This is a genomic window from Enterobacter sp. SORGH_AS_0287 (genome assembly GCF_031453695.1).
GTDB classification, from domain to species: Bacteria; Pseudomonadota; Gammaproteobacteria; order Enterobacterales; family Enterobacteriaceae; genus Enterobacter; species Enterobacter ludwigii.
This window is the reverse complement of sequence record NZ_JAVIZW010000001.1, coordinates 1,729,546-1,750,108: the sequence shown is the minus strand read 5'-3', so window position 1 is coordinate 1,750,108 and position 20,563 is coordinate 1,729,546. Positions and strand designations below refer to the sequence as shown.

Genomic DNA, 20,563 nt, shown 5'->3' with positions numbered 1-20,563 from the left:
ACATGCATGTCCATCGCCGTAAATGTGAATGATCCCACGAACTCAGGTGTTAATGGCGCCAAAAGTTCGACGGGTTCCAACGCCCTGACGGGCAGTAACGCGTCCGATCTGCAGAGCAGCTTTCTGACGCTGCTGGTAGCGCAGCTGAAGAACCAGGATCCCACCAATCCGATGCAGAACAACGAGCTGACCACGCAACTGGCGCAGATCAGTACCGTCAGCGGCATTGAAAAACTCAACACCACCCTTGGCTCCGTTTCCGGTCAGATTGACAACAGCCAGTCTCTGCAGGCTGCGAATCTGATTGGTCATGGGGTGATGATCCCGGGGACCACGATCCTTGCCGGCACCAGCACTACCGAGGGGACGTCAACCACGACCACCACGCCGTTTGGCGTTGAGCTGCAGCAGCCGGCTGACAAAGTGACTGCGACGATCAGCGATGCGAGCGGGGCAGTGGTACGCACCATTGAGATTGGTGAGCTGAAGGCAGGCGTACACACCTTTACCTGGGACGGCAGCCTGACCGACGGCACGAAAGCACCAAACGGTTCTTACAAAGTGGCGATCAGCGCCAGCAACGGAACCACCCAACTGGTGGCGCAGCCGCTGCAGTTCGCGCTGGTTCAGGGCGTGATTAAAGGCGCCGGCGGTAACAAACTGGATTTGGGTACCTCTGGTACCACCACGCTCGACGAAGTTCGGCAGATTATCTAAGCCTTAACACTTATCAGGAGTAAGTCATGGCCTTTTCTCAAGCGGTCAGCGGCCTGAATGCTGCGGCCACCAACCTGGATGTCATTGGCAACAACATCGCCAACTCCGCGACCTATGGTTTTAAATCCGGTTCTGCCTCATTTGCAGATATGTTTGCCGGTTCCAAAGTGGGTCTGGGCGTGAAAGTTGCGGGCATCACTCAGGACTTTACCGACGGTACGACGACCAACACTGGTCGTGGTCTGGACGTTGCCATCAGCCAGAACGGTTTCTTCCGTATGGTCGATTCCAACGGCTCTGTGTTCTACAGCCGTAACGGTCAGTTCAAACTGGACGAAAACCGTAACCTGGTGAACATGCAGGGTCTGCAATTAACCGGTTATCCTGTTGCGGGTACCCCGCCAACGGTTCAGACCGGCGCTAACCCGCAGGCGATCAATATCCCAACGACCTTGATGGCGGCGAAATCCACCACCACCGCGTCCCAGCAGATCAACCTGAACTCCACTGACACCGCGCCAACCACGGCCTTTGATCCGACCAACCCTGACAGCTACAACAAAAAAGGGACGGTGACGGTCTTTGACAGCCAGGGTAATGCGCACAACATGAACCTGTTTTACGTTAAAGACGCGACTCCGGCAAACTCCTGGAAAGTCTATGCCCAGGACGGCAGCGTTGCAGGAAGCACGCCATCCCTGGCGACCACGCTGACCTTCAACACCAGCGGCGTACTGACCGGCGGCGGCAGCATCAATATCACCACCGGCACCGTTCCAGGTGCAACGCCAGCCACGTTTGCGATGAGCTTCGCCAATTCCATGCAGCAGAACACCGGCGCGAATAACATCGTGGCAACCAACCAGAACGGTTACAAACCGGGTGACCTGGTGAGCTACCAGATCAACGACGACGGCACCGTGGTGGGTAACTACTCCAACGAACAGACCCAGGCCCTGGGCCAGATCGTGCTGGCTAACTTCGCCAACAACGAAGGTCTGAAGTCTGAAGGCGATAACGTCTGGTCTGCCACCCAGTCTTCTGGCGTGGCGCTGCTGGGTACCGCGGGCTCCGGTAACTTCGGTACGCTGACCAACGGTGCGCTGGAAGCGTCTAACGTGGATCTGAGTAAAGAGCTGGTGAACATGATCGTCGCGCAACGTAACTATCAGTCGAACGCGCAGACCATCAAAACCCAGGATCAGATCCTCAACACGCTGGTTAACCTGCGTTAAGCGGCTGACAGGAAAGCGCAATGGATCACGCAATATATACCGCGATGGGCGCGGCAAGCCAGACGCTCAATCAGCAGGCTGTTACTGCCAGCAACCTGGCAAACGCCTCTACACCGGGCTTTCGTGCGCAGCTTAATGCGCTGCGTGCGGTCCCGGTGGAAGGGCTGTCCCTGCCGACGCGTACGCTGGTTACGGCCTCTACGCCGGGTGCGGATATGACGCCAGGGCAGATGGATTACACCTCACGCCCGCTGGACGTTGCCCTGCAACAGGACGGCTGGCTGGCGGTGCAGACCGCTGACGGCGGTGAAGGATATACCCGTAACGGTAACATCCAGGTGAGTGCCACGGGCCAGCTGACGATTCAGGGTCATCCGGTAATGGGTGAAGCGGGTCCGCTGACGGTGCCGGAAGGGGCTGAGCTGACTATCGCGGCCGACGGGACCATTTCGGCATTGAACCCGGGCGATCCGGCCAATACCGTTGCGCCCGTAGGGCGTCTGAAGCTGGTGAAGGCGGAAGGCAAAGAGGTGCAGCGTGGCGATGACGGGATGTTCCGTCTGACCCAGGCGACCCAGGCCACTCGGGGGGCCACGTTACAGGCCGATCCGAGCATCCGCGTGATGTCCGGCGTTCTGGAAGGCAGTAACGTCAAGCCGGTCGAAGCGATGACCGACATGATCGCCAGTGCCCGTCGTTTTGAAATGCAGATGAAGATTATCAGCAGCGTTGATGAGAACGCGGGCAAGGCTAACCAACTTCTGGCTATGAGTTAACAGGACTCCTTATGATCAGTTCTTTATGGATCGCGAAAACTGGCCTGGACGCGCAGCAAACCAACATGGATGTGATTGCCAACAACCTGGCAAACGTCAGCACCAATGGTTTCAAGCGTCAGCGTGCCGTTTTCGAAGATTTGCTTTATCAAACCATCCGCCAGCCGGGAGCGCAGTCTTCTGAACAAACGACGCTGCCATCCGGTCTGCAGATTGGTACCGGTGTTCGTCCAGTAGCCACCGAGCGTCTGCATAGCCAGGGCAACCTGTCTCAGACCAACAACAGCAAAGACGTGGCAATCAAAGGCCAGGGGTTCTTCCAGGTGCAACTGCCTGACGGAACTTCTGCCTATACCCGCGACGGATCGTTCCAGGTCGATCAGAATGGTCAGCTGGTGACGGCGGGTGGTTTCCAGGTTCAGCCTGCGATTACCATCCCGGCGAATGCCCTGAGTATTACTATCGGGCGTGACGGCGTGGTGAGTGTGACGCAGCAGGGGCAGGCTGCACCTGTTCAGGTTGGACAACTAAACCTGACCACCTTCATGAACGACACCGGTCTGGAAAGCATTGGTGAGAACCTCTACACCGAAACGCAATCTTCCGGTACGCCAAATGAAAGCACCCCGGGCCTCAACGGTGCGGGTCTGTTGTATCAGGGTTATGTGGAAACCTCGAACGTGAACGTTGCGGAAGAGCTGGTGAATATGATCCAGGTCCAGCGCGCGTATGAAATTAACAGTAAAGCAGTGTCGACGACCGACCAGATGCTGCAGAAACTGACGCAACTCTAAGGTGTAGCCCGGTGCGGTCAACGCCGCGCCGGCTCCCTGTTTTCGAAGATGAAGGCAATGCAAAAAAACGCGGCGTTTCGTTATCCGATACTGACTGTTCTGGCTGTCACCCTCAGCGGGTGTGCCTTGATCCCGTCTAAACCTTTAGTGCAGGGTGCGACTACCGCCCAACCCGTTCCTGGCCCGGCGCCAGTGGTGAACGGCTCCATTTTCCAGACCGCGCAGCCAATCAATTATGGCTATCAACCGCTGTTTGAAGATCGCCGCCCGCGTAATGTCGGCGATACGTTGACCATTGTGCTGCAGGAAAACGTCAGCGCGAGCAAGAGCTCGTCGGCGAATGCCAGCCGCGATGGCAAAACCAATTTCGGTTTCGATACCGTTCCACGCTATCTGCAGGGCCTGTTCGGCAATGCGCGTGCTGATGTCGAGGCCTCTGGCGGCAATACCTTTAACGGCAAAGGTGGCGCGAATGCCAGCAATACCTTTAGCGGCACGCTGACGGTGACGGTTGACCAGGTGCTGGTTAACGGCAATTTACACGTTGTGGGTGAAAAACAGATCGCCATCAATCAGGGCACTGAGTTCATTCGTTTCTCGGGCGTGGTTAATCCTCGCACCATCAGCGGCACTAACACCGTTCCGTCCACCCAGGTGGCGGATGCGCGCATCGAGTACGTCGGTAACGGCTACATCAATGAAGCGCAAAATATGGGTTGGCTGCAGCGTTTCTTCCTTAACTTATCGCCGATGTAAGCGAGGTGACCCATGTTTAAATCGATCTTCGCCGTGGCGCTGGCGCTGGTGGCAACGTTTGCCCAGGCTGACCGTATTCGCGATCTCACCAGCGTTCAGGGCGTGCGCGAAAACTCGCTGATTGGCTATGGCCTGGTGGTGGGTCTGGACGGAACAGGCGACCAGACCACCCAGACGCCATTCACGACTCAAAGTTTGAACAACATGCTTTCCCAGCTCGGTATTACCGTCCCGGCGGGAACCAACATGCAGCTGAAAAACGTGGCCGCGGTCATGGTCACCGCCTCCTACCCGGCGTTCGCGCGCCAGGGGCAGACGATTGATGTCGTGGTCTCGTCAATGGGTAACGCCAAAAGCCTGCGTGGTGGCACGCTGCTGATGACTCCGCTGAAAGGGGTCGACAGCCAGGTTTATGCGCTGGCGCAAGGGAACATTCTTGTCGGCGGTGCCGGCGCGTCTGCGGGCGGCAGCAGTGTGCAGGTGAATCAGCTGAACGGCGGGCGTATTACCAATGGTGCAATCATTGAGCGTGAACTGCCGACCCAGTTTGGCGCAGGCAACACCATTAACCTGCAGCTGAATAATGAAGACTTCACGATGGCGCAGCAGATTGCCGACACCATCAACCGTAGCCGCGGCTACGGCAGCGCCACGGCGCTGGATGCCCGTACCGTGCAGATCCGCACCTCTACCGGCAGCAGCAACCAGGTCCGTATGCTGGCTGATATCCAGAATATGGAAGTGAATGTTCCGGTTCAGGATGCCAAAGTGATTATCAACTCGCGCACCGGTTCGGTTGTGATGAACCGCGAAGTGTCGCTCGACAGCTGTGCCGTAGCGCAGGGTAATCTCTCCGTGACGGTTAACCGCTCCGCCAACGTCAGTCAGCCTGATACCCCGTTCGGGGGTGGCCAGACCGTGGTGACGCCACAAACGCAGATTGATTTGCGCCAGAGCGGTGGATCGCTGCAGAGCGTACGCTCCAGCGCGAACCTCAATAGCGTGGTTCGGGCCCTGAATGCCCTGGGGGCGACGCCGATGGATCTGATGTCGATTCTGCAATCCATGCAAAGCGCGGGCTGTCTGCGCGCCAAACTGGAAATCATCTGATGCTGACCGATAGCAAGCTGTTGACCGGTGCTGCCTGGGATGCCCAGTCGCTCAACGAACTGAAAACCAAAGCAGGTAAGGACCCGGCGGCGAATATCCGCCCGGTCGCCCGCCAGGTGGAAGGGATGTTTGTACAGATGATGCTGAAAAGCATGCGTGAAACCCTGCCGAAAGACGGGATGTTCAGCAGTGATTCAACCCGTCTTTACACCAGCATGTATGACCAGCAGATTGCGCAGCAGATGACCGCCGGGAAAGGACTCGGTCTGGCTGATATGATTGTCAAACAGACCGAAGCCGCGCAGGGCATCCAGCCGGATGATAAGCCACAGCAGGTGCCGATGAAGTTCGACCTGCAAACGGTGACCAGTTATCAGAATCAGGCCCTGACGCAGATGGTGCGCAAAGCCGTACCGAAGGCCACGAGTACCAGCGATGAGCCACTTTCTGGCGACAGCAAAGACTTCCTGGCGCAGCTCTCGCTGCCGGCACGTCTTGCCAGTGAACAGAGCGGCGTGCCTCACCACCTGATCCTCGCGCAGGCGGCGCTGGAGTCCGGCTGGGGTCAGCGGCAGATCCGTAAAGAAAACGGCGATCCGAGCTTTAACATCTTCGGCGTGAAGGCCACGTCGAGCTGGAAGGGGCCGACCACCGAGATCACCACCACTGAATATGAAAACGGTGCGGCGGTGAAGGTTAAAGCCAAATTCCGCGTCTATAGCTCCTATCTGGAAGCCTTATCCGACTATGTGGGCCTGTTGAGCCGAAATCCGCGTTACACCGCCGTTACACAGGCGGCAACCGCGGAGCAGGGCGCTCAGGCACTGCAGAATGCGGGCTACGCCACCGATCCGAACTATGCGCGTAAGCTCACCAGTATGATTCAGCAGCTGAAATCGATGGGCGAGAAGGTCAGCAAAGCCTATAGCACAGATATCGAAAATCTGTTCTGAAAGTTCTCAAGTCCCGGTGGAGGCTGCCGATAACCTTCATCAGGACTCGTGTCTGAACGTATAAAAGGAACCCCCATGTCCAGTTTGATTAACAGTGCCATGAGTGGCCTCAGTGCTGCGCAGTCGGCACTCAATACCGTCAGTAATAATATTTCAAGCTATAACGTGGCAGGTTATACCCGCCAGACGACAGTGCTGGGCGCGTCAAACAGCACGCTGACCGGCGGTGGCTGGGTAGGTAACGGGGTTTATGTCTCCGGTGTCCAGCGTGAGTATGATGCATTCATTACCAACCAGCTGCGCGCCGCGCAGACCCAGAGCAGCGGCCTGACTACGCGCTATCAGCAGATGTCAAAGATCGATGATGTGCTCTCGGATACCACCAACTCGCTCTCTACCACGCTGCAGGACTTCTTCAAAAGTCTGCAGACGCTGGTGAGCAACGCAGAAGATCCGGCTGCGCGCCAGACGGTGCTGGGCAAAGCGGATGGCCTGGTCAATCAGTTTAAAACCAACGATCAGTATCTTCGCGATCAGGATTCGCAGGTGAATACCGCGATTTCTGCCAGCGTCGATCAAATTAATAACTACGCCAAACAGATTGCGAACCTGAACGATCAGATTTCCCGTCTGACCGGCGTGGGTGCTGGCTCATCACCAAACGACCTGCTCGATCAACGCGATCAGCTGGTGAGCGAACTGAATAAAATTGTCGGTGTTGAAGTTTCTGTGCAGGATGGCGGCACGTATAACGTCTCATTTGGCACCGGTTACAGCCTGGTACAGGGGAGCAAAGCGAACCAGCTGGCTGCGGTGAATTCCAGCGCAGACCCAACCCGTACAACGCTGGCCTATACCGATGACGTTTCCGGGAATATCGAAATTCCTGAGAAGCTGATTACCACCGGCACCCTTGGCGGTTTACTCACCTTCCGCTCTGAAGATCTGGATAAAGCGCGTAATAGCCTTAACCAGATGGCGCTGGCCTTTGCTGACGCGATGAACAAGCAGCATGAAGCGGGTTTTGATGCTAACGGCGATGCTGGCGGCAAGCTCTTTGACTTTGGCTCGCCTGCGGTTGTGTCCAACAGCAAGAATTCAGGTACCGCCGCGCTGACAGCCTCCGTGGCTGACAGTACTAAAGTCCAGGCAACCGATTATAAGCTGCAGTTCAACGGAACCGACTGGACCATTACGCGTACGTCGGATAAGACCAGTTTCACGATGAGTCCGGATGCGAGCGGCAATCTGTCTTTCGACGGCCTGAATGTCAACGTGAGCGGTACCGCGAATAACAAAGACAGTTTTGTTGTGAAGCCCGTTTCTGATGTCATCGTAAACATGGAACTCAAGTTTAATGATGAGTCCAAACTGGCGATGGCATCGACAAGCGCCGGTGGCGAAAGTGACAACCGCAACGGTCAAAAATTGCTGGATCTGCAAAATAGCAAGCTTGTCGGCGGGAATAAGTCTTTCAATGATGCTTATGCTTCCCTCGTCAGTACCGTTGGTAGCTCAACAGCGGCACTGAAAACCAGCAGCGAAACGAAAGCGAATGTGGCGACGCAGTTAACCAAACAGCAGCAGTCGATCTCAGGGGTAAACCTTGACGAAGAGTATGGCAATTTGCAGCGCTATCAGCAGTATTACCTCGCTAATGCGCAGGTTCTACAAACTGCCAGCTCGCTCTTTGATGCAATCATTAATATTCGCTAAGGCTGAGGTGAAACATGCGTATTAGCACCCAGATGATGTACGACCAAAACATGCGCGGGATCACCGATTCCCAGAGCAAGTGGTTGAGTTATGGTGAACAAATGTCCACCGGCAAGCGTGTCAATCGTCCGTCGGACGATCCTATCGCGGCGTCGCAGGCTATTGTTCTGTCACAATCACAGTCACAAAATAGCCAGTTTGCGTTGGCCAGATCGTTCGCATCACAAAAAGTTTCTCTCGAAGATAATGTGCTTAACCAGGTTACTGCCGCTATCACCAGTGCTAAAGAGAAATTAGTCTATGCCGGAAACGCAACCTTAAGTGATGACGATCGCCTGTCGCTGGCGAGCGATTTGCAAGGTATTCGCGACCAATTGATGAACCTTGCAAACACCGCGGATGGTAATGGTCGGTTTATCTTTGCCGGCTTTAAGACTGAAGTGCCACCGTTTGATTCCGTTACCGGTGACTACAAAGGCGGTACTGAGGCTATTTCGCAGCAGGTTGATACCGCGCGTAATATGGTCATTAGCCACACGGGTCAGCAGATCTTCGAAAGCATCACCAGTAACGCCAAAGAACTGCCAGGTGGCGGATATGGCGAGACGAACATGTTCAAGATCCTCGATACGGCGATTACCGCGCTTAAGGTTCCCGTCGATACCGACTCTGCTGCAGCTGAAGCACAGGGGAAAATCATTTCTGATGCTCAAACCGGCATCACAAATACCCAGAACAACATTCTTACTGTCGCTGCTGATGTAGGTACCAAGATGAACGAGCTTGAAAAGCTGGATAACCTTGGTGACGATCGTGCACTGGGCCAGACTAAGCAGATGAGCGACCTGGTTGATGTGGACTGGAACGCAGCGATCTCCTCTTACACCATGCAGCAGGCCGCGCTGCAGGCATCTTATAAAGCGTTTAGCGATATGCAGGGCATGTCCCTGTTCCAGCTGAACAGATAACATCTTGACCTCTTGGAACATGTCTTGAAACTGGGCATGTTTTACTGCCCAATCCGTGTGGATTGGGCATTTTTTTTACGCGATCTCTGCCGGTGCGGAGGCGACGCGTGCACTTTCAATCAGACGTATTGCCAGCGCAATGACACCGCATACCGTTGCCAGGGCAACCACGCCCGTCCAGCCAGCCAGCGTGTAGATTTTACTCCCCGCAGCCGAACCCAACGCCATGCCGATAAAGACCACCGTAAAGAGCAGGGCGTTAAGACGCCCCCTGGCCTGAGGCTCAAGGCTATAGACCAGATTCTGGTGCGCCACCAGACTGGACTGCAGCCCCAGATCAAACCCGATGGCTGAGACAGCAATCAGAATCAGTTGTCCATGAAGACCCAGCGCGGGCATCAGGAACATCAGGGCAAACGAGACGGTAACCAGTGCCGCGCCAAGCTGCGTGACTTTTCCGGCGCCCAGCTTGTCCGCCAGACCTCCCGCCAGCGGGGCGGCTAAGGCCCCCGCGGCCCCGGCAATACCATAACCACCCGCGACGGCGCTCCCCAGGTGATAGCGCTCCAGCAGCATGACCGCCAGCGTTGACCAGAAGGCGCTAAAGGCAATCGACAGAAAACCCTGTGCCAGTGCTGCACGACGCAGAGCCGGATAGCGACGCCACAGATGTTCCATTGAGCGCATCAGGGCGGGATAACTCAGCGTGGAGTGAATGGCAAAACGCGGGAGTACCCGCCACATCACCGCCCCAATAAATGCGATGCTTACAGCGGCCAGCTGATACATGACGCGCCAGCCAAAAGCTTCACCCACCACACCGCTGACGGTTCGCGACAGCAAGATACCCATCAGCAACCCTGTCATCACGGTTCCCACGGTTTTTCCCTGCTTCCCTTCGGGGGCGAGGATAGCCGCTGCGGGAACGATATCTTGTGCCATGGTCGCGGCCATGCCAATCAGCAGGCTTGCCAGCAGCAGTGAGTGCTGCTGCCCGGTCAGGCTGCAGCCCAGCAGAAACAGTGCCAGGGCGGCGCTTTTTATCAGGATTAACGTCCTGCGGTCGTGACGATCGCCAAGCGGCAACAGAAAAAGAATACCGAGCGCGTAGCCTGCCTGGGTCAGCGTCGGGACCAGCCCCATCCCTTCAATACTAAGATGAAGGTCGGCGCCTATCAGCGGCAGCAGCGGTTGCGCGTAGTAAATGGATGCGACGCTAAAGCCAGCCCCCAGAGCCAGCATAAAAATCACCCAGCGACTGGCGGCATGGGGAGCAGTTGTTGTGTTCATAAGACGTTCCTCACTCATAATGTGCCGCTATTTTTTATCACTACGCCTTGCGACGGTAGAGGGCCTGGTGGTAAAACGCTTATACGTTTGGCGTATAGCAGGGAAAATGATGAAGCGAGTTGAGCGTATAGACAGGGTGGAACTCATGCGCACATTTGTTCGTATTGTGGAAAGCGGATCGCTATCCGGGGCGGCAAGACTGCTTGCGACGAGCCAGGCCACGGTGAGCCGCCGCCTTCAGTCTCTGGAAACGCTGCTGGGGGTACGGCTTTTATTGCGAACCACCCATGCAACAAAACTTACCGATGACGGCGAGCGCTGCTATCAACATGCCCGGCGGGTCATTGATAGCTGGCTGGCACTGGAAGATGAAATCGGCCAGACGGAGGACGAGCCGGTTGGGGTGTTACGGGTACGTGCACCGCACGCCTTTGGGCAGGATCAGCTCCTGAGACCGTTAACGGAGTTTTTGCAGCGTTATCCTCAGCTGTCGGTGGTGTGGATGCTCAACGATAAGTCGGTGGATTTTCTGAGCGACAATCTGGATTGTGCTATTCGAGTTGGCGCAGAGGTGGATCCGGCAACCGTCTCCGTGCTGTTGGCGGAAGTGCCACGCTGTGTGGTAGCTTCGCCTGCGCTGCTGGAGCAGTTTGCGCCGGTTCACACACCGGAGGATCTGCAGGCGCTTCCCTGGATTGCCATCAGCACGTTCTATCAGCGACATGTGGAGTTGTGGGATGATCTTGCGCAGGTAAAACGTATCTCCATTGCGCCACGACTAAGCACGGATAGCCTGCATGTTGCGCGCAATACCGCCCTGACAGGGTTAGGGGTGGCGATGGTTTCAAGCTGGACGGTCAAGCAGGATATCCAGGAAGGGCGCTTAGTGCATTTGCTTCCACAGTGGCAGCCCGCCGCGCTCCCGGTTCATCTGGTTTATCCGTGGTCGCGTTATTATCCGGCGCGTTTACGCCGTTTTCTGGAGATGATGAAGAGGGTGATGCCGGACATTGCGGGTATGAGAAAGCCGGCACGCGAGCAATAAAAAAGCCGACCCGAAGGTCGGCTTTTTACGCTATGTGTCGTTACTCAACAGACTGCGGACGGGTAGCCGGTGCCGTCGCCTGATGCGTTGCACTGTGGCCACCGGCAGAGCCTTTACCGTCAAAGTTGAACGCAGGGCGGACCCAGTCACTGTGACGCGGCGCTTCCGGCACATATTCCGGCGCAGGTGCGCGAGTCATCGGGGCTGTCGCAACGTGAGCAGGGGCCGGCGCTGTGATTACCGGCTCGGCTTTCACTTCTGGCTCTTCTGCTTTCGCGGCTTCACGCACCGGTTCGACGTCAATTTCAACGTCCTGAACCACGTCTTCAGTCACGGTTTCAACAACCACGTCCGGGGTCTCTTCTACCGTTGCTGCTGGCTGAACCTCAGCAACAACGTCTTCAGCGACCACGGTGTCTTCTTCAGCAATAAGCTGCGGTGCGGCGTCAACCGGCGCGGCAATCACTTCTGGGTGCGTGGTTTCAACGTCTACTGCATGAGGCGCTTCTGACTCAACGGCCTGTGGCTCAACCACGATAGCGGCTTCATTTACCGCTTCTTCAGTTGCGGCTACCGGGGCAATCACCTCTTCGGTGACAGCCTGTTCTTCCACAACCTGTTCCTGACGAGCAACCGGGTAGCGGATCCAGACTTTACCGGATGCCATTTCAGGAGACGCGCACGCTACGGTTAATGGCATTGGCGACTGTGTCGGGTAACGCTCATCGCGATAACGACGACGACGTTGACCGCTGACGCGCAGGTGACGCGGAGAACGGCGTGAACGACGTGGCATACCCGCGTTATCACGGCCTTCACCGTTATCGTCTTGCTCAGCGTTGTTTTCGACGACGGCCGGCAGATCCACTTTCGCCAGTTGAGTGCCTGGTGCAGTGTCACTTGCTTCTGCAGGGACGATGACGGTCTCTTCCACCTGCAGAGCACCTACACGTACTTTCTGTGACAGCTGGCGCTGCTTACGACGCGGCATAACCTGAGTACGTTCTTCCTGCTCGCTTTCCTGTTGTTCAACAGGCTCTTCGCGGTTCAGGTTTTTGACTTCCTGCTGCGCCTGGCGCTTCTCGTCGTTACGACGACGGCTACGCTCACGGCGTGGCTGCTGCTCGTCGCGCTGTTTGCTCTTCTCAGACTCATCGCCCGCCTGCTGGCGAATTTCACGATCTTCAACATTCTGCGGTTGCTTCTCGCGACGGTTGCGACGGTTGTCTTCGCGTTGCTCACGACCCTCATTATTGTCCGAACGGTTGTCACGGCGTTCGTTACGGTCATTACGATCGTTACGGTCACGGCGGTTGTTCTGACGTTTACGACGGTCCTGCTGACGTTCAGGTTTCGCTTCTTTCGGTGCTTCTTTCGGTTGCTCAGGCTGCTGGACTTCTTCGCCTGCAAACATCTTCTTCAGCGCACCGAAGAGGCGGCTCAGCAGACCCGGTTGTTCTGGCTGGGCTTTGACCGCAACGGCTTCTGGTTTTTGCGCAACCGGTTTGGTCACAGGTTTTTCCAGTGCCGTTTCTGGCGGAGCTTCAGGCATGATGAAGGTCGCTAAGGCTGGCTGCTCTGGCAGTTTGCGCTCGGCAGGTTCTTCATCGGAAGGCAGCGCCATCTCTTCTTCATGCAGCTTAGGCAGCAGATAGCTGAGCGTGCTGGTCTCTTCACCCTTACGGACACGCAGCACGTGGTAGTGCGGGGTTTCCATCTGATCGTTAGGCACGATGATGCAGCGAACATCGCCCTGGCGTGATTCAATTGCGCTGACGGCCGCACGTTTTTCGTTTAGCAGGTAGGACGCAATTGGCACGGGAACAATGGCATGAACCTCTTTGGTGTTCTCTTTCAGCGCTTCTTCTTCAATCAGACGCAGAATAGAGAGGGACAGAGATTCGTTATCACGAACGGTACCGGTACCGGAGCAGCGCGGACAGACGTGATGGCTGGATTCACCGAGTGAAGGGCTCAGACGCTGACGGGACATCTCCAGCAAGCCGAAGCGTGAGATATGGCTAATCTGGATACGAGCACGATCCTGGCGTACCGCTTCGCGCAGACGGTTTTCAACCGCACGCTGGTGGCGAACAGGGGTCATGTCGATAAAGTCGATAACAATCAGACCACCCAGGTCACGCAGGCGGAGCTGGCGGGCGATTTCATCAGCGGCTTCAAGGTTGGTGTTGAAAGCTGTCTCTTCGATATCACCGCCGCGCGTAGCACGTGCGGAGTTGATGTCGATGGCGGTCAGCGCTTCGGTCGTATCAATAACGATAGAACCACCGGATGGCAGACGCACTTCACGCTGGAAAGCGGATTCAATCTGCGATTCAATCTGATAATGACTGAACAGCGGGATTTCACCGGTGTACAGTTTGATTTTGCTGGTGAAATCCGGTCGACCCAGCGCAGCAATGTGCTGGCGCGCCAGCTCAAGCACTTTCGGGTTATCGATCAGAATCTCACCGATGTCCTGACGCAGGTAGTCACGGAAGGCACGCACAATCACGTTGCTTTCCTGGTGAATCAGGAACGGCGCTGCGCGGCTTTCTGCCGCTTTCTGGATTGCTTCCCAGTGCTTCAGACGGAAGCTTAAGTCCCACTGCAGCGCTTCGGCAGATTTGCCGACGCCTGCGGTACGCACGATAAGCCCCATGCCGTCAGGCAGCTCAAGACTTGCCAGCGCTTCTTTCAGCTCGGTACGGTCATCACCTTCGATGCGGCGAGAGATACCACCGGCACGCGGGTTGTTTGGCATCAGGACCAGGTAACTTCCCGCAAGACTGATAAAGGTGGTCAGTGCGGCACCTTTGTTGCCACGCTCTTCTTTATCAATCTGAACAATGACTTCCTGACCTTCACGCAGCACATCTTTGATGTTTGGGCGGCCATGGGAGTTATAGTTTGCAGGGAAATATTCGCGGGCGATTTCTTTCAGAGGGAGGAAACCGTGACGCTCAGCACCGTAATCGACAAATGCAGCTTCAAGGCTTGGTTCAATGCGGGTGATTTTACCTTTGTAAATGTTCGCTTTTTTCTGTTCGTGTCCAGGACTTTCGATATCCAGATCGTACAGGCGCTGCCCATCCACAAGGGCGACACGCAACTCTTCTTGCTGAGTTGCGTTGATTAACATTCTTTTCATCGTAACTTACTCGTTATTCTTACATTGACGACAAAGCTGCGGGCAAGGTGACGCTTTCCGGGGTATGAACCGATGGCCTCGTGTCTATTCACGTCGCCAACCTCACGGTTGTCGCTCGCTTAAGAGGCGCAGAGTGTCGGTTGCCTGTATTTCATACGGAAACACAGCGCAATTATCAGGGGAATTGCCTGGGTAGAACTCTCCAGAGAACAATCCTTATACCGGGAAGTACTGCAACCCGCAGCCCGCTAACTGCCTGAAAGATCAATACGTCTTACGCCATTGCTGCGTGGATGATCGGTCAGACAAAATTGGTCATTCCGTCGAGATCCTTACTTAACCAGGATTTAACACGGAAAACGAGTTCATTATTCCACTGCTCGCCGGGTTATAGCAAGATGACTTTTACCAATTATCACCCGGTTACTCACAGTTTCTTCACTTCAAGGTGGTGATTGGTTTAATAACCACCAAATCGATTGCGTGAAACAGGGGACAGGCCGGATAAAAGTAAATATAAGCATAGAAAAATGAGTGGCGCTAATGGCTGACGATATTTAGAATCGCCAACCATGAAAACAGAGACTCCAGCCGTAAAAATGGTTGCCATCGCGGAAGACGACGCGGGGCAACGTATCGATAACTTTTTGCGCACCCAACTCAAAGGCGTGCCAAAGAGCATGATTTACCGCATCCTGCGCAAGGGTGAAGTGCGGGTTAACAAAAAACGCGTAAAGCCTGAGTACAAACTCGAAGCCGGTGATGAAGTGCGTATCCCACCGGTCCGTGTTGCGGAACGCGAAGAAGAGGTCGTTTCACCCAGGTTGCAGAAAGTGGCCGCCCTGAGTGACGTTATCCTTTATGAGGATGATCATATCCTGGTGCTGAATAAACCGTCAGGTACCGCTGTCCATGGCGGGAGTGGTCTGAGCTTTGGCGTGATTGAAGGCCTGCGTGCGCTGCGCCCTGAAGCCCGTTTCCTTGAACTGGTTCACCGTCTCGATCGCGATACCTCCGGCGTGCTGCTGGTCGCAAAAAAACGTTCTGCCCTGCGTTCCCTGCATGAGCAGCTGCGTGAAAAAGGGATGCAGAAGGATTATCTGGCGCTGGTTCGCGGCCACTGGCAGTCCCACGTTAAGGCGGTGCAGGCACCTTTGCTGAAGAATATTTTGCAAAGCGGTGAGCGCATTGTCCGTGTGAATCAGGAAGGGAAGCCGTCTGAAACGCGTTTCAAAGTGGAAGAGCGCTATGCGTTCGCCACGCTGGTGCGCTGCAGCCCGGTAACCGGCCGTACCCACCAGATCCGCGTACATACGCAGTATGCCGGTCATCCGATCGCATTTGATGACCGCTATGGCGACAGGGAGTTTGATAAGCAACTGGCGGGCACCGGGTTGTCACGCCTGTTCCTGCATGCGGCGGCACTGACGTTCACTCACCCGAATACCGGCGAAACAATTCGCATTGAAGCCCCCCTTGATGAGCAGTTAAAACGCTGCCTGAAGGTGCTGCGCGGCTGATTTGGCTGGCACTTACCGGCCTGAGGTCTCCCTGGCCGGTAAGTGATGCATCACCCGTAATACTCACATCTTCAGTGGATTACACTCCTCGCGTCTGAGCATCTGGCACAATGCTATCAGCGGCAACCCGACCAGCGTGTTCGGGTCACGTCCGTCCAGCTTGTCGAACAGGGCAATCCCCAGACCTTCACTTTTGAAGCTTCCGGCGCAATTGAGCGGTCGCTCCCGACGCACATAGTCGGCGATTTCCTGCTCGCTAAGATGGCGAAAATGGACGTCGAAAGGTTCGCATTCGGTTTGCAGGTGACCCGAGGCGGAGTTGTAGAGTGCCAGACCCGAATAAAAGGTGACGATATTGCCCCGCGCTTGCATAAGCTGCTGGCAGGCATTCGCTTCAGTGTGCGGCTTTCCGGTGATAACACCGTCCAGCACACAAACCTGATCGGAGCCTATAATCAAATGCGAAGGGTAGCGTGCGGTAAGTGATTGCGCTTTCTCCTTCGCAAGACGGGTGACCAGGTGACGCGGTGATTCGCCCGGCTGCGGCGTCTCGTCAACTTCCGGCGCCGCGCATTCAAACGGGATCCCGAGCTTTTCCAGCAACATTCGGCGGTAGGGTGAGGTGGAGGCAAGAACGAGATTTGGCATATTTTTATCACCAGATATAGCGTATCGATGCCAGCCATTTTAAACTACAGGCCGCAATGTGTGCGAATAATTGGCAAAAGGCAGCTGTGGTTGCCTTTTTCTTTGACTATATGACGTTACAAAGTTAATATGCGCGCCCTATGCAAAAGGTAAAATTACCCCTGACTCTTGATCCGGTTCGCACGGCTCAAAAACGCCTCGATTACGAAGGTATTTATACTTCCGATCAGGCTGAGCGTGTCGCCGAATCCGTAGTCAGTGTGGACAGTGATGTAGAATGCTCCATGTCGTTCGCTATCGATAACCAGCGTCTCGCCGTTTTAACCGGTGATGCAAAGGTGACGGTAACCCTCGAATGTCAGCGTTGCGGGAAACCGTTTGTACAGCATGTTCACACAACGTATTGTTTCAGTCCGGTCCGTTCTGACGAACAGGCTGAAGCACTCCCGGAAGCGTATGAACCGATTGAAGTTAATGAATTCGGTGAAATCGATCTTCTGGCTCTGGTTGAAGATGAAATCATCCTCTCCTTGCCAGTCGTTCCGGTGCATGAATCTGAACACTGTGAAGTGTCCGAGGCGGACATGGTCTTTGGGGAACTGCCTGATGAAGCGCAAAAACCAAACCCATTTGCCGTATTAGCCAGCTTAAAGCGTAAGTAATTGAGGAGTAAGGTCCATGGCCGTACAACAGAATAAACCAACCCGTTCCAAACGTGGCATGCGTCGTTCCCATGACGCGCTGACTGCAGTTACCAGCCTGTCTGTAGACAAGACTTCTGGTGAGAAACACCTGCGTCACCACATCACCGCTGACGGTTTCTACCGCGGCCGCAAGGTTATCACTAAGTAATCACGCGTCAGCGTGATTAGGCTTAGTGAGGATTTCCCCGTGCAAACGGGGAATTTACCGAACCAGGCTGTGACGATACCTTGACACGTCTAACCCTGGCGTTAGATGTCATGGGAGGGGATTTTGGCCCTTCCGTGACAGTGCCTGCAGCTTTGCAGGCACTGAATTCTAATTCGCAACTCACACTTCTTTTAGTCGGCAATCCCGACACAATCACGCCATTACTTGCAAAAGCTGACTTCGAACAACGTTCGCGTCTGCAGATTATTCCTGCGCAGTCAGTTATTGCCAGTGATGCACGTCCATCGCAGGCGATTCGCAATAGCCGGGACAGTTCTATGCGAATGGCGCTGGAGCTGGTGAAGGAAGGACGCGCGGAGGCTTGCGTCAGTGCGGGAAATACCGGCGCGCTGATGGGGCTGTCGAAATTGTTGCTCAAACCTATTGAAGGTATTGAGCGTCCGGCGCTGGTGACGGTATTACCGCATCAGCAGAAGGGCAAGACGGTGGTGCTCGATTTGGGTGCTAACGTCGATTGTGATAGTACAATGCTGGCTCAGTTTGCCGTGATGGGGTCGGTGCTGGCAGAAGAAGTGGTCGGGATAAACAATCCCCGTGTTGCGTTATTGAACATCGGTGAAGAAGAGACCAAAGGCCTGGACAGTATTCGCGAAGCTGCCGAATTGCTCAAACAGGTTCCCTCCATCAACTATATTGGTTATCTCGAAGCCAATGAGTTGCTGACGGGGAAAACGGATGTTCTGGTGTGTGATGGCTTCACCGGGAACGTAACGTTGAAGACCATGGAAGGGGTCGTGCGAATGTTTCTCTCACTGCTTAAATCGCAGGGAGAAGGCAAAAAAAGCGCCTGGTGGTTGATTTTATTAAAGCGTTGGTTACAAAAAAGCCTGACGCGGCGATTCAGTCACCTCAACCCCGACCAGTATAATGGCGCCTGTCTGTTAGGATTGCGCGGCATCGTGATTAAGAGTCATGGTGCCGCCAATCAGCGAGCATTTACTGTCGCCATTGAACAGGCAGTGCAGGCGGTGCAGCGACAAGTCCCTCAGCGGATTGCCGCTCGCCTGGAATCTGTATTAGCTAAAAGTGACTGAGCGTACATGTATACGAAGATTTTAGGTACCGGCAGCTACCTGCCAAAACACGTGCGTACCAACGCCGATCTTGAAAAAATGGTAGATACGTCTGACGAGTGGATTGTCACGCGCACAGGTATCCGTGAACGTCGTATTGCCGCGCCAGACGAAACCGTTTCGACCATGGGTTACGAAGCCGCGCAACGTGCTATCGAAATGGCGGGCATTGATAAAGATCAGATTGGCTTGATCGTGGTTGCCACGACCTCTGCCACGCATGCCTTCCCAAGCGCAGCGTGCCAGGTGCAAAACATGCTCGGGATTAAAGGCTGCCCGGCATTTGACGTTGCCGCAGCGTGCGCAGGGTTCACCTATGCGCTGAGCGTTGCCGATCAGTATGTTAAATCCGGTGCCGTGAAATATGCGCTGGTCATCGGTGCTGACGTGCTGGCACGTACCTGCGATCCAACCGATCGTGGGACGATCATTATTTTTGGTGATGGTGCGGGCGCGGTACTGCTCTGTCAGTCCGAAGAGCCGGGCATCATCTCTACGCATCTGCATGCCGATGGCAGCTACGGCGAATTACTGACCCTGCCTAACGCCGATCGCGTTAATCCGGATAACGCTATTTACCTGACGATGGCCGGTAATGAGGTGTTCAAGGTGGCGGTGACTGAGCTTGCGCACATTGTCGATGAAACGCTGGAAGCGAATAACCTTGACCGCTCCGCACTCGACTGGCTGGTGCCGCATCAGGCGAACCTGCGCATCATCAGCGCGACCGCTAAAAAGCTGGGCATGTCGATGGATAACGTTGTGGTGACGCTGGATCGTCACGGCAATACCTCTGCGGCGTCAGTACCGTGCGCATTTGATGAAGCGGTACGTGACGGACGAATCAAACGGGGCCAGTTGGTCTTGCTTGAAGCCTTTGGTGGCGGGTTCACCTGGGGTTCCGCGCTGGTTCGTTTCTAGTATAAGGATTAAATAATGACGCAATTTGCTTTTGTGTTCCCGGGCCAGGGTTCTCAGGCCGTTGGGATGTTGTCTGAAATGGCAGCAAAGTATCCGGCTATCGAAGAGACTTTCCGTGAAGCTTCCGCTGCGCTGGGTTATGATTTGTGGGCGCTGACCCAACAGGGGCCAGCCGAAGAGCTGAACAAAACCTGGCAGACTCAGCCAGCGCTGTTGACGGCGTCCGTTGCGCTGTGGCGTGTCTGGCAGCAGCAGGGCGGTAAAGCGCCAGCGCTGCTCGCGGGCCATAGCCTGGGTGAATACTCTGCGCTGGTGTGTGCCGGTGTTATCGCGTTTGCTGACGCGGTGCGTCTGGTTGAACTGCGCGGTAAGTTCATGCAGGAAGCAGTACCTGAAGGCACCGGTGGCATGTCTGCTATCATCGGCCTCGATGACGCTGCGATTGCAAAAGCGTGTGAAGAATCCGCTGAAGGTCAGGTGGTGTCTCCCGTTAACTTCAACTCGCCAGGCCAGGTGGTTATCGCCGGTCATAAAGACGCGGTTGAACGTGCTGGTGCAGCCTGTAAAGCTGCAGGCGCGAAACGCGCTCTGCCGCTGCCCGTCAGCGTACCGTCCCACTGCGCACTGATGAAACCTGCTGCCGATAAACTGGCCGTTGAGCTTGAAAAAATTACTTTTAACACACCGACAATCTCCGTTGTGAACAACGTCGATGTGAAATGCGAAACCTCGCCGGACGCTATCCGTGATGCGCTGGTTCGCCAGCTCTACAGCCCGGTACAGTGGACCAAAACCGTTGAGTTTATGGCCTCTCAGGGCGTTGGGCATCTGTATGAAGTCGGCCCAGGTAAAGTCCTCACCGGTCTGACAAAACGTATTGTTGACACCCTGACTGCTTCGGCAATTAACGAGCCGGACGCGATGTCAGCGGCACTCTCGCAATAAAAGAGGAATACC

Annotated in this window: 19 protein-coding genes; 16 read left to right on the top strand and 3 right to left on the bottom strand. The window is 55.3% G+C overall.

The features are described from left to right. The first annotated feature begins 6 nt into the window (after positions 1 to 6). The 9 genes from flgD to flgL all read left to right on the top strand — a co-directional run bounded on the left by flgD (position 7) and on the right by flgL (position 9,025). A complete protein-coding gene (gene flgD / locus QE396_RS08340; protein ID WP_014169557.1) occupies positions 7 to 717 on the top strand; it encodes a flagellar hook assembly protein FlgD in 711 nt (236 codons plus the stop codon). Between the two features lie 26 nt (positions 718 to 743). Next, on the top strand, positions 744 to 1,952 hold the full coding sequence (gene flgE / locus QE396_RS08335; protein ID WP_014169558.1) for a flagellar hook protein FlgE: 1,209 nt from the start codon (positions 744 to 746) through the stop codon (positions 1,950 to 1,952). Positions 1,953 to 1,972: 20 nt separating this feature from the next. Then, the gene (locus QE396_RS08330; protein WP_309950687.1) at positions 1,973 to 2,728 is read left to right on the top strand and encodes a flagellar basal body rod protein FlgF; all 756 of its coding nucleotides are present in this window, start codon (positions 1,973 to 1,975) and stop codon (positions 2,726 to 2,728) included. A gap of 11 nt (positions 2,729 to 2,739) precedes the next feature. Continuing rightward, positions 2,740 to 3,522, top strand: coding sequence for a flagellar basal-body rod protein FlgG (gene flgG / locus QE396_RS08325; protein ID WP_008500810.1), 783 nt, complete (start codon positions 2,740 to 2,742; stop codon positions 3,520 to 3,522). A 57-nt stretch (positions 3,523 to 3,579) separates the two neighbouring features. Beyond that, a complete protein-coding gene (gene flgH / locus QE396_RS08320) occupies positions 3,580 to 4,278 on the top strand; it encodes a flagellar basal body L-ring protein FlgH (protein ID WP_023311139.1) in 699 nt (232 codons plus the stop codon). A 12-nt stretch (positions 4,279 to 4,290) separates the two neighbouring features. Beyond that, complete coding sequence (locus QE396_RS08315) at positions 4,291 to 5,388, top strand: flagellar basal body P-ring protein FlgI (protein ID WP_014169561.1); 1,098 nt, start codon at positions 4,291 to 4,293, stop codon at positions 5,386 to 5,388. Next, on the top strand, positions 5,388 to 6,341 hold the full coding sequence (flgJ, locus tag QE396_RS08310) for a flagellar assembly peptidoglycan hydrolase FlgJ (RefSeq protein ID WP_014169562.1): 954 nt from the start codon (positions 5,388 to 5,390) through the stop codon (positions 6,339 to 6,341). Before QE396_RS08315 ends, flgJ begins: the two co-directional genes overlap by 1 nt. Positions 6,342 to 6,416: 75 nt before the next feature. Continuing rightward, on the top strand, positions 6,417 to 8,057 hold the full coding sequence (gene flgK, locus QE396_RS08305; RefSeq protein ID WP_020884676.1) for a flagellar hook-associated protein FlgK: 1,641 nt from the start codon (positions 6,417 to 6,419) through the stop codon (positions 8,055 to 8,057). 14 nt (positions 8,058 to 8,071) lie between these two features. Further along, on the top strand, positions 8,072 to 9,025 hold the full coding sequence (flgL, locus tag QE396_RS08300) for a flagellar hook-associated protein FlgL (RefSeq protein ID WP_014169564.1): 954 nt from the start codon (positions 8,072 to 8,074) through the stop codon (positions 9,023 to 9,025). Positions 9,026 to 9,100: 75 nt separating this feature from the next. On the opposite strand, the gene QE396_RS08295 is transcribed toward flgL, so the two are convergent. Continuing rightward, complete coding sequence (locus QE396_RS08295; RefSeq protein WP_020884675.1) at positions 9,101 to 10,315, bottom strand: MFS transporter; 1,215 nt, start codon at positions 10,313 to 10,315, stop codon at positions 9,101 to 9,103. A gap of 19 nt (positions 10,316 to 10,334) precedes the next feature. Here QE396_RS08295 and QE396_RS08290 point away from each other — a divergent pair, with 19 nt between their 5' ends. Further along, a complete protein-coding gene (locus QE396_RS08290) occupies positions 10,335 to 11,360 on the top strand; it encodes a LysR family transcriptional regulator (protein WP_080127478.1) in 1,026 nt (341 codons plus the stop codon). 40 nt (positions 11,361 to 11,400) lie between these two features. Here QE396_RS08290 and rne read toward each other — a convergent pair whose 3' ends face one another. Beyond that, positions 11,401 to 14,511, bottom strand: coding sequence for a ribonuclease E (gene rne, locus QE396_RS08285; protein ID WP_020884673.1), 3,111 nt, complete (start codon positions 14,509 to 14,511; stop codon positions 11,401 to 11,403). Between the two features lie 572 nt (positions 14,512 to 15,083). Between rne and rluC the strand changes: the two genes are divergently transcribed. Then, positions 15,084 to 16,031 (top strand): 23S rRNA pseudouridine(955/2504/2580) synthase RluC, encoded by a 948-nt coding sequence (gene rluC / locus QE396_RS08280; RefSeq protein WP_014169568.1) that lies wholly within the window; start codon positions 15,084 to 15,086, stop codon positions 16,029 to 16,031. A gap of 63 nt (positions 16,032 to 16,094) precedes the next feature. On the opposite strand, the gene QE396_RS08275 is transcribed toward rluC, so the two are convergent. Then, entirely contained in the window at positions 16,095 to 16,679 is a 585-nt protein-coding gene (locus QE396_RS08275; protein ID WP_309950680.1) for a nucleoside triphosphate pyrophosphatase, read from the bottom strand. A 140-nt stretch (positions 16,680 to 16,819) separates the two neighbouring features. On the opposite strand from QE396_RS08275, the gene yceD reads away from it, so the two are divergent. The 5 genes from yceD (at position 16,820) to fabD (ending at position 20,551) form a co-directional block, all read left to right on the top strand. Beyond that, positions 16,820 to 17,341, top strand: coding sequence for a 23S rRNA accumulation protein YceD (gene yceD / locus QE396_RS08270; RefSeq protein WP_014169570.1), 522 nt, complete (start codon positions 16,820 to 16,822; stop codon positions 17,339 to 17,341). Between the two features lie 16 nt (positions 17,342 to 17,357). Next, on the top strand, positions 17,358 to 17,531 hold the full coding sequence (gene rpmF, locus QE396_RS08265) for a 50S ribosomal protein L32 (RefSeq protein ID WP_003857964.1): 174 nt from the start codon (positions 17,358 to 17,360) through the stop codon (positions 17,529 to 17,531). Positions 17,532 to 17,611: 80 nt separating this feature from the next. After that, the gene (gene plsX, locus QE396_RS08260) at positions 17,612 to 18,646 is read left to right on the top strand and encodes a phosphate acyltransferase PlsX (protein ID WP_065240342.1); all 1,035 of its coding nucleotides are present in this window, start codon (positions 17,612 to 17,614) and stop codon (positions 18,644 to 18,646) included. 6 nt (positions 18,647 to 18,652) lie between these two features. Further along, positions 18,653 to 19,606 (top strand): beta-ketoacyl-ACP synthase III, encoded by a 954-nt coding sequence (locus QE396_RS08255; RefSeq protein ID WP_020884669.1) that lies wholly within the window; start codon positions 18,653 to 18,655, stop codon positions 19,604 to 19,606. 15 nt (positions 19,607 to 19,621) lie between these two features. After that, positions 19,622 to 20,551, top strand: a complete 930-nt coding sequence (gene fabD / locus QE396_RS08250) for an ACP S-malonyltransferase (RefSeq protein WP_020884668.1) — start codon at positions 19,622 to 19,624, stop codon at positions 20,549 to 20,551. Positions 20,552 to 20,563: the final 12 nt, after the last annotated feature.

Coding starts and splice junctions, on each gene's coding strand:
- flgE (WP_014169558.1), top strand. CDS start 744: ATGGCCTTTTCTCAAGCGGTCAGCGGCCTGAATGCTGCGGCCACCAAC.
- QE396_RS08295 (WP_020884675.1), bottom strand. CDS start 10,315: ATGAACACAACAACTGCTCCCCATGCCGCCAGTCGCTGGGTGATTTTT.
- rluC (WP_014169568.1), top strand. CDS start 15,084: ATGAAAACAGAGACTCCAGCCGTAAAAATGGTTGCCATCGCGGAAGAC.
- flgG (WP_008500810.1), top strand. CDS start 2,740: ATGATCAGTTCTTTATGGATCGCGAAAACTGGCCTGGACGCGCAGCAA.
- rne (WP_020884673.1), bottom strand. CDS start 14,511: ATGAAAAGAATGTTAATCAACGCAACTCAGCAAGAAGAGTTGCGTGTC.
- QE396_RS08275 (WP_309950680.1), bottom strand. CDS start 16,679: ATGCCAAATCTCGTTCTTGCCTCCACCTCACCCTACCGCCGAATGTTG.
- QE396_RS08255 (WP_020884669.1), top strand. CDS start 18,653: ATGTATACGAAGATTTTAGGTACCGGCAGCTACCTGCCAAAACACGTG.
- flgK (WP_020884676.1), top strand. CDS start 6,417: ATGTCCAGTTTGATTAACAGTGCCATGAGTGGCCTCAGTGCTGCGCAG.
- QE396_RS08315 (WP_014169561.1), top strand. CDS start 4,291: ATGTTTAAATCGATCTTCGCCGTGGCGCTGGCGCTGGTGGCAACGTTT.
- rpmF (WP_003857964.1), top strand. CDS start 17,358: ATGGCCGTACAACAGAATAAACCAACCCGTTCCAAACGTGGCATGCGT.
- QE396_RS08330 (WP_309950687.1), top strand. CDS start 1,973: ATGGATCACGCAATATATACCGCGATGGGCGCGGCAAGCCAGACGCTC.
- flgD (WP_014169557.1), top strand. CDS start 7: ATGTCCATCGCCGTAAATGTGAATGATCCCACGAACTCAGGTGTTAAT.
- flgJ (WP_014169562.1), top strand. CDS start 5,388: ATGCTGACCGATAGCAAGCTGTTGACCGGTGCTGCCTGGGATGCCCAG.
- QE396_RS08290 (WP_080127478.1), top strand. CDS start 10,335: ATGTGCCGCTATTTTTTATCACTACGCCTTGCGACGGTAGAGGGCCTG.
- yceD (WP_014169570.1), top strand. CDS start 16,820: ATGCAAAAGGTAAAATTACCCCTGACTCTTGATCCGGTTCGCACGGCT.
- fabD (WP_020884668.1), top strand. CDS start 19,622: ATGACGCAATTTGCTTTTGTGTTCCCGGGCCAGGGTTCTCAGGCCGTT.
- flgH (WP_023311139.1), top strand. CDS start 3,580: ATGCAAAAAAACGCGGCGTTTCGTTATCCGATACTGACTGTTCTGGCT.
- flgL (WP_014169564.1), top strand. CDS start 8,072: ATGCGTATTAGCACCCAGATGATGTACGACCAAAACATGCGCGGGATC.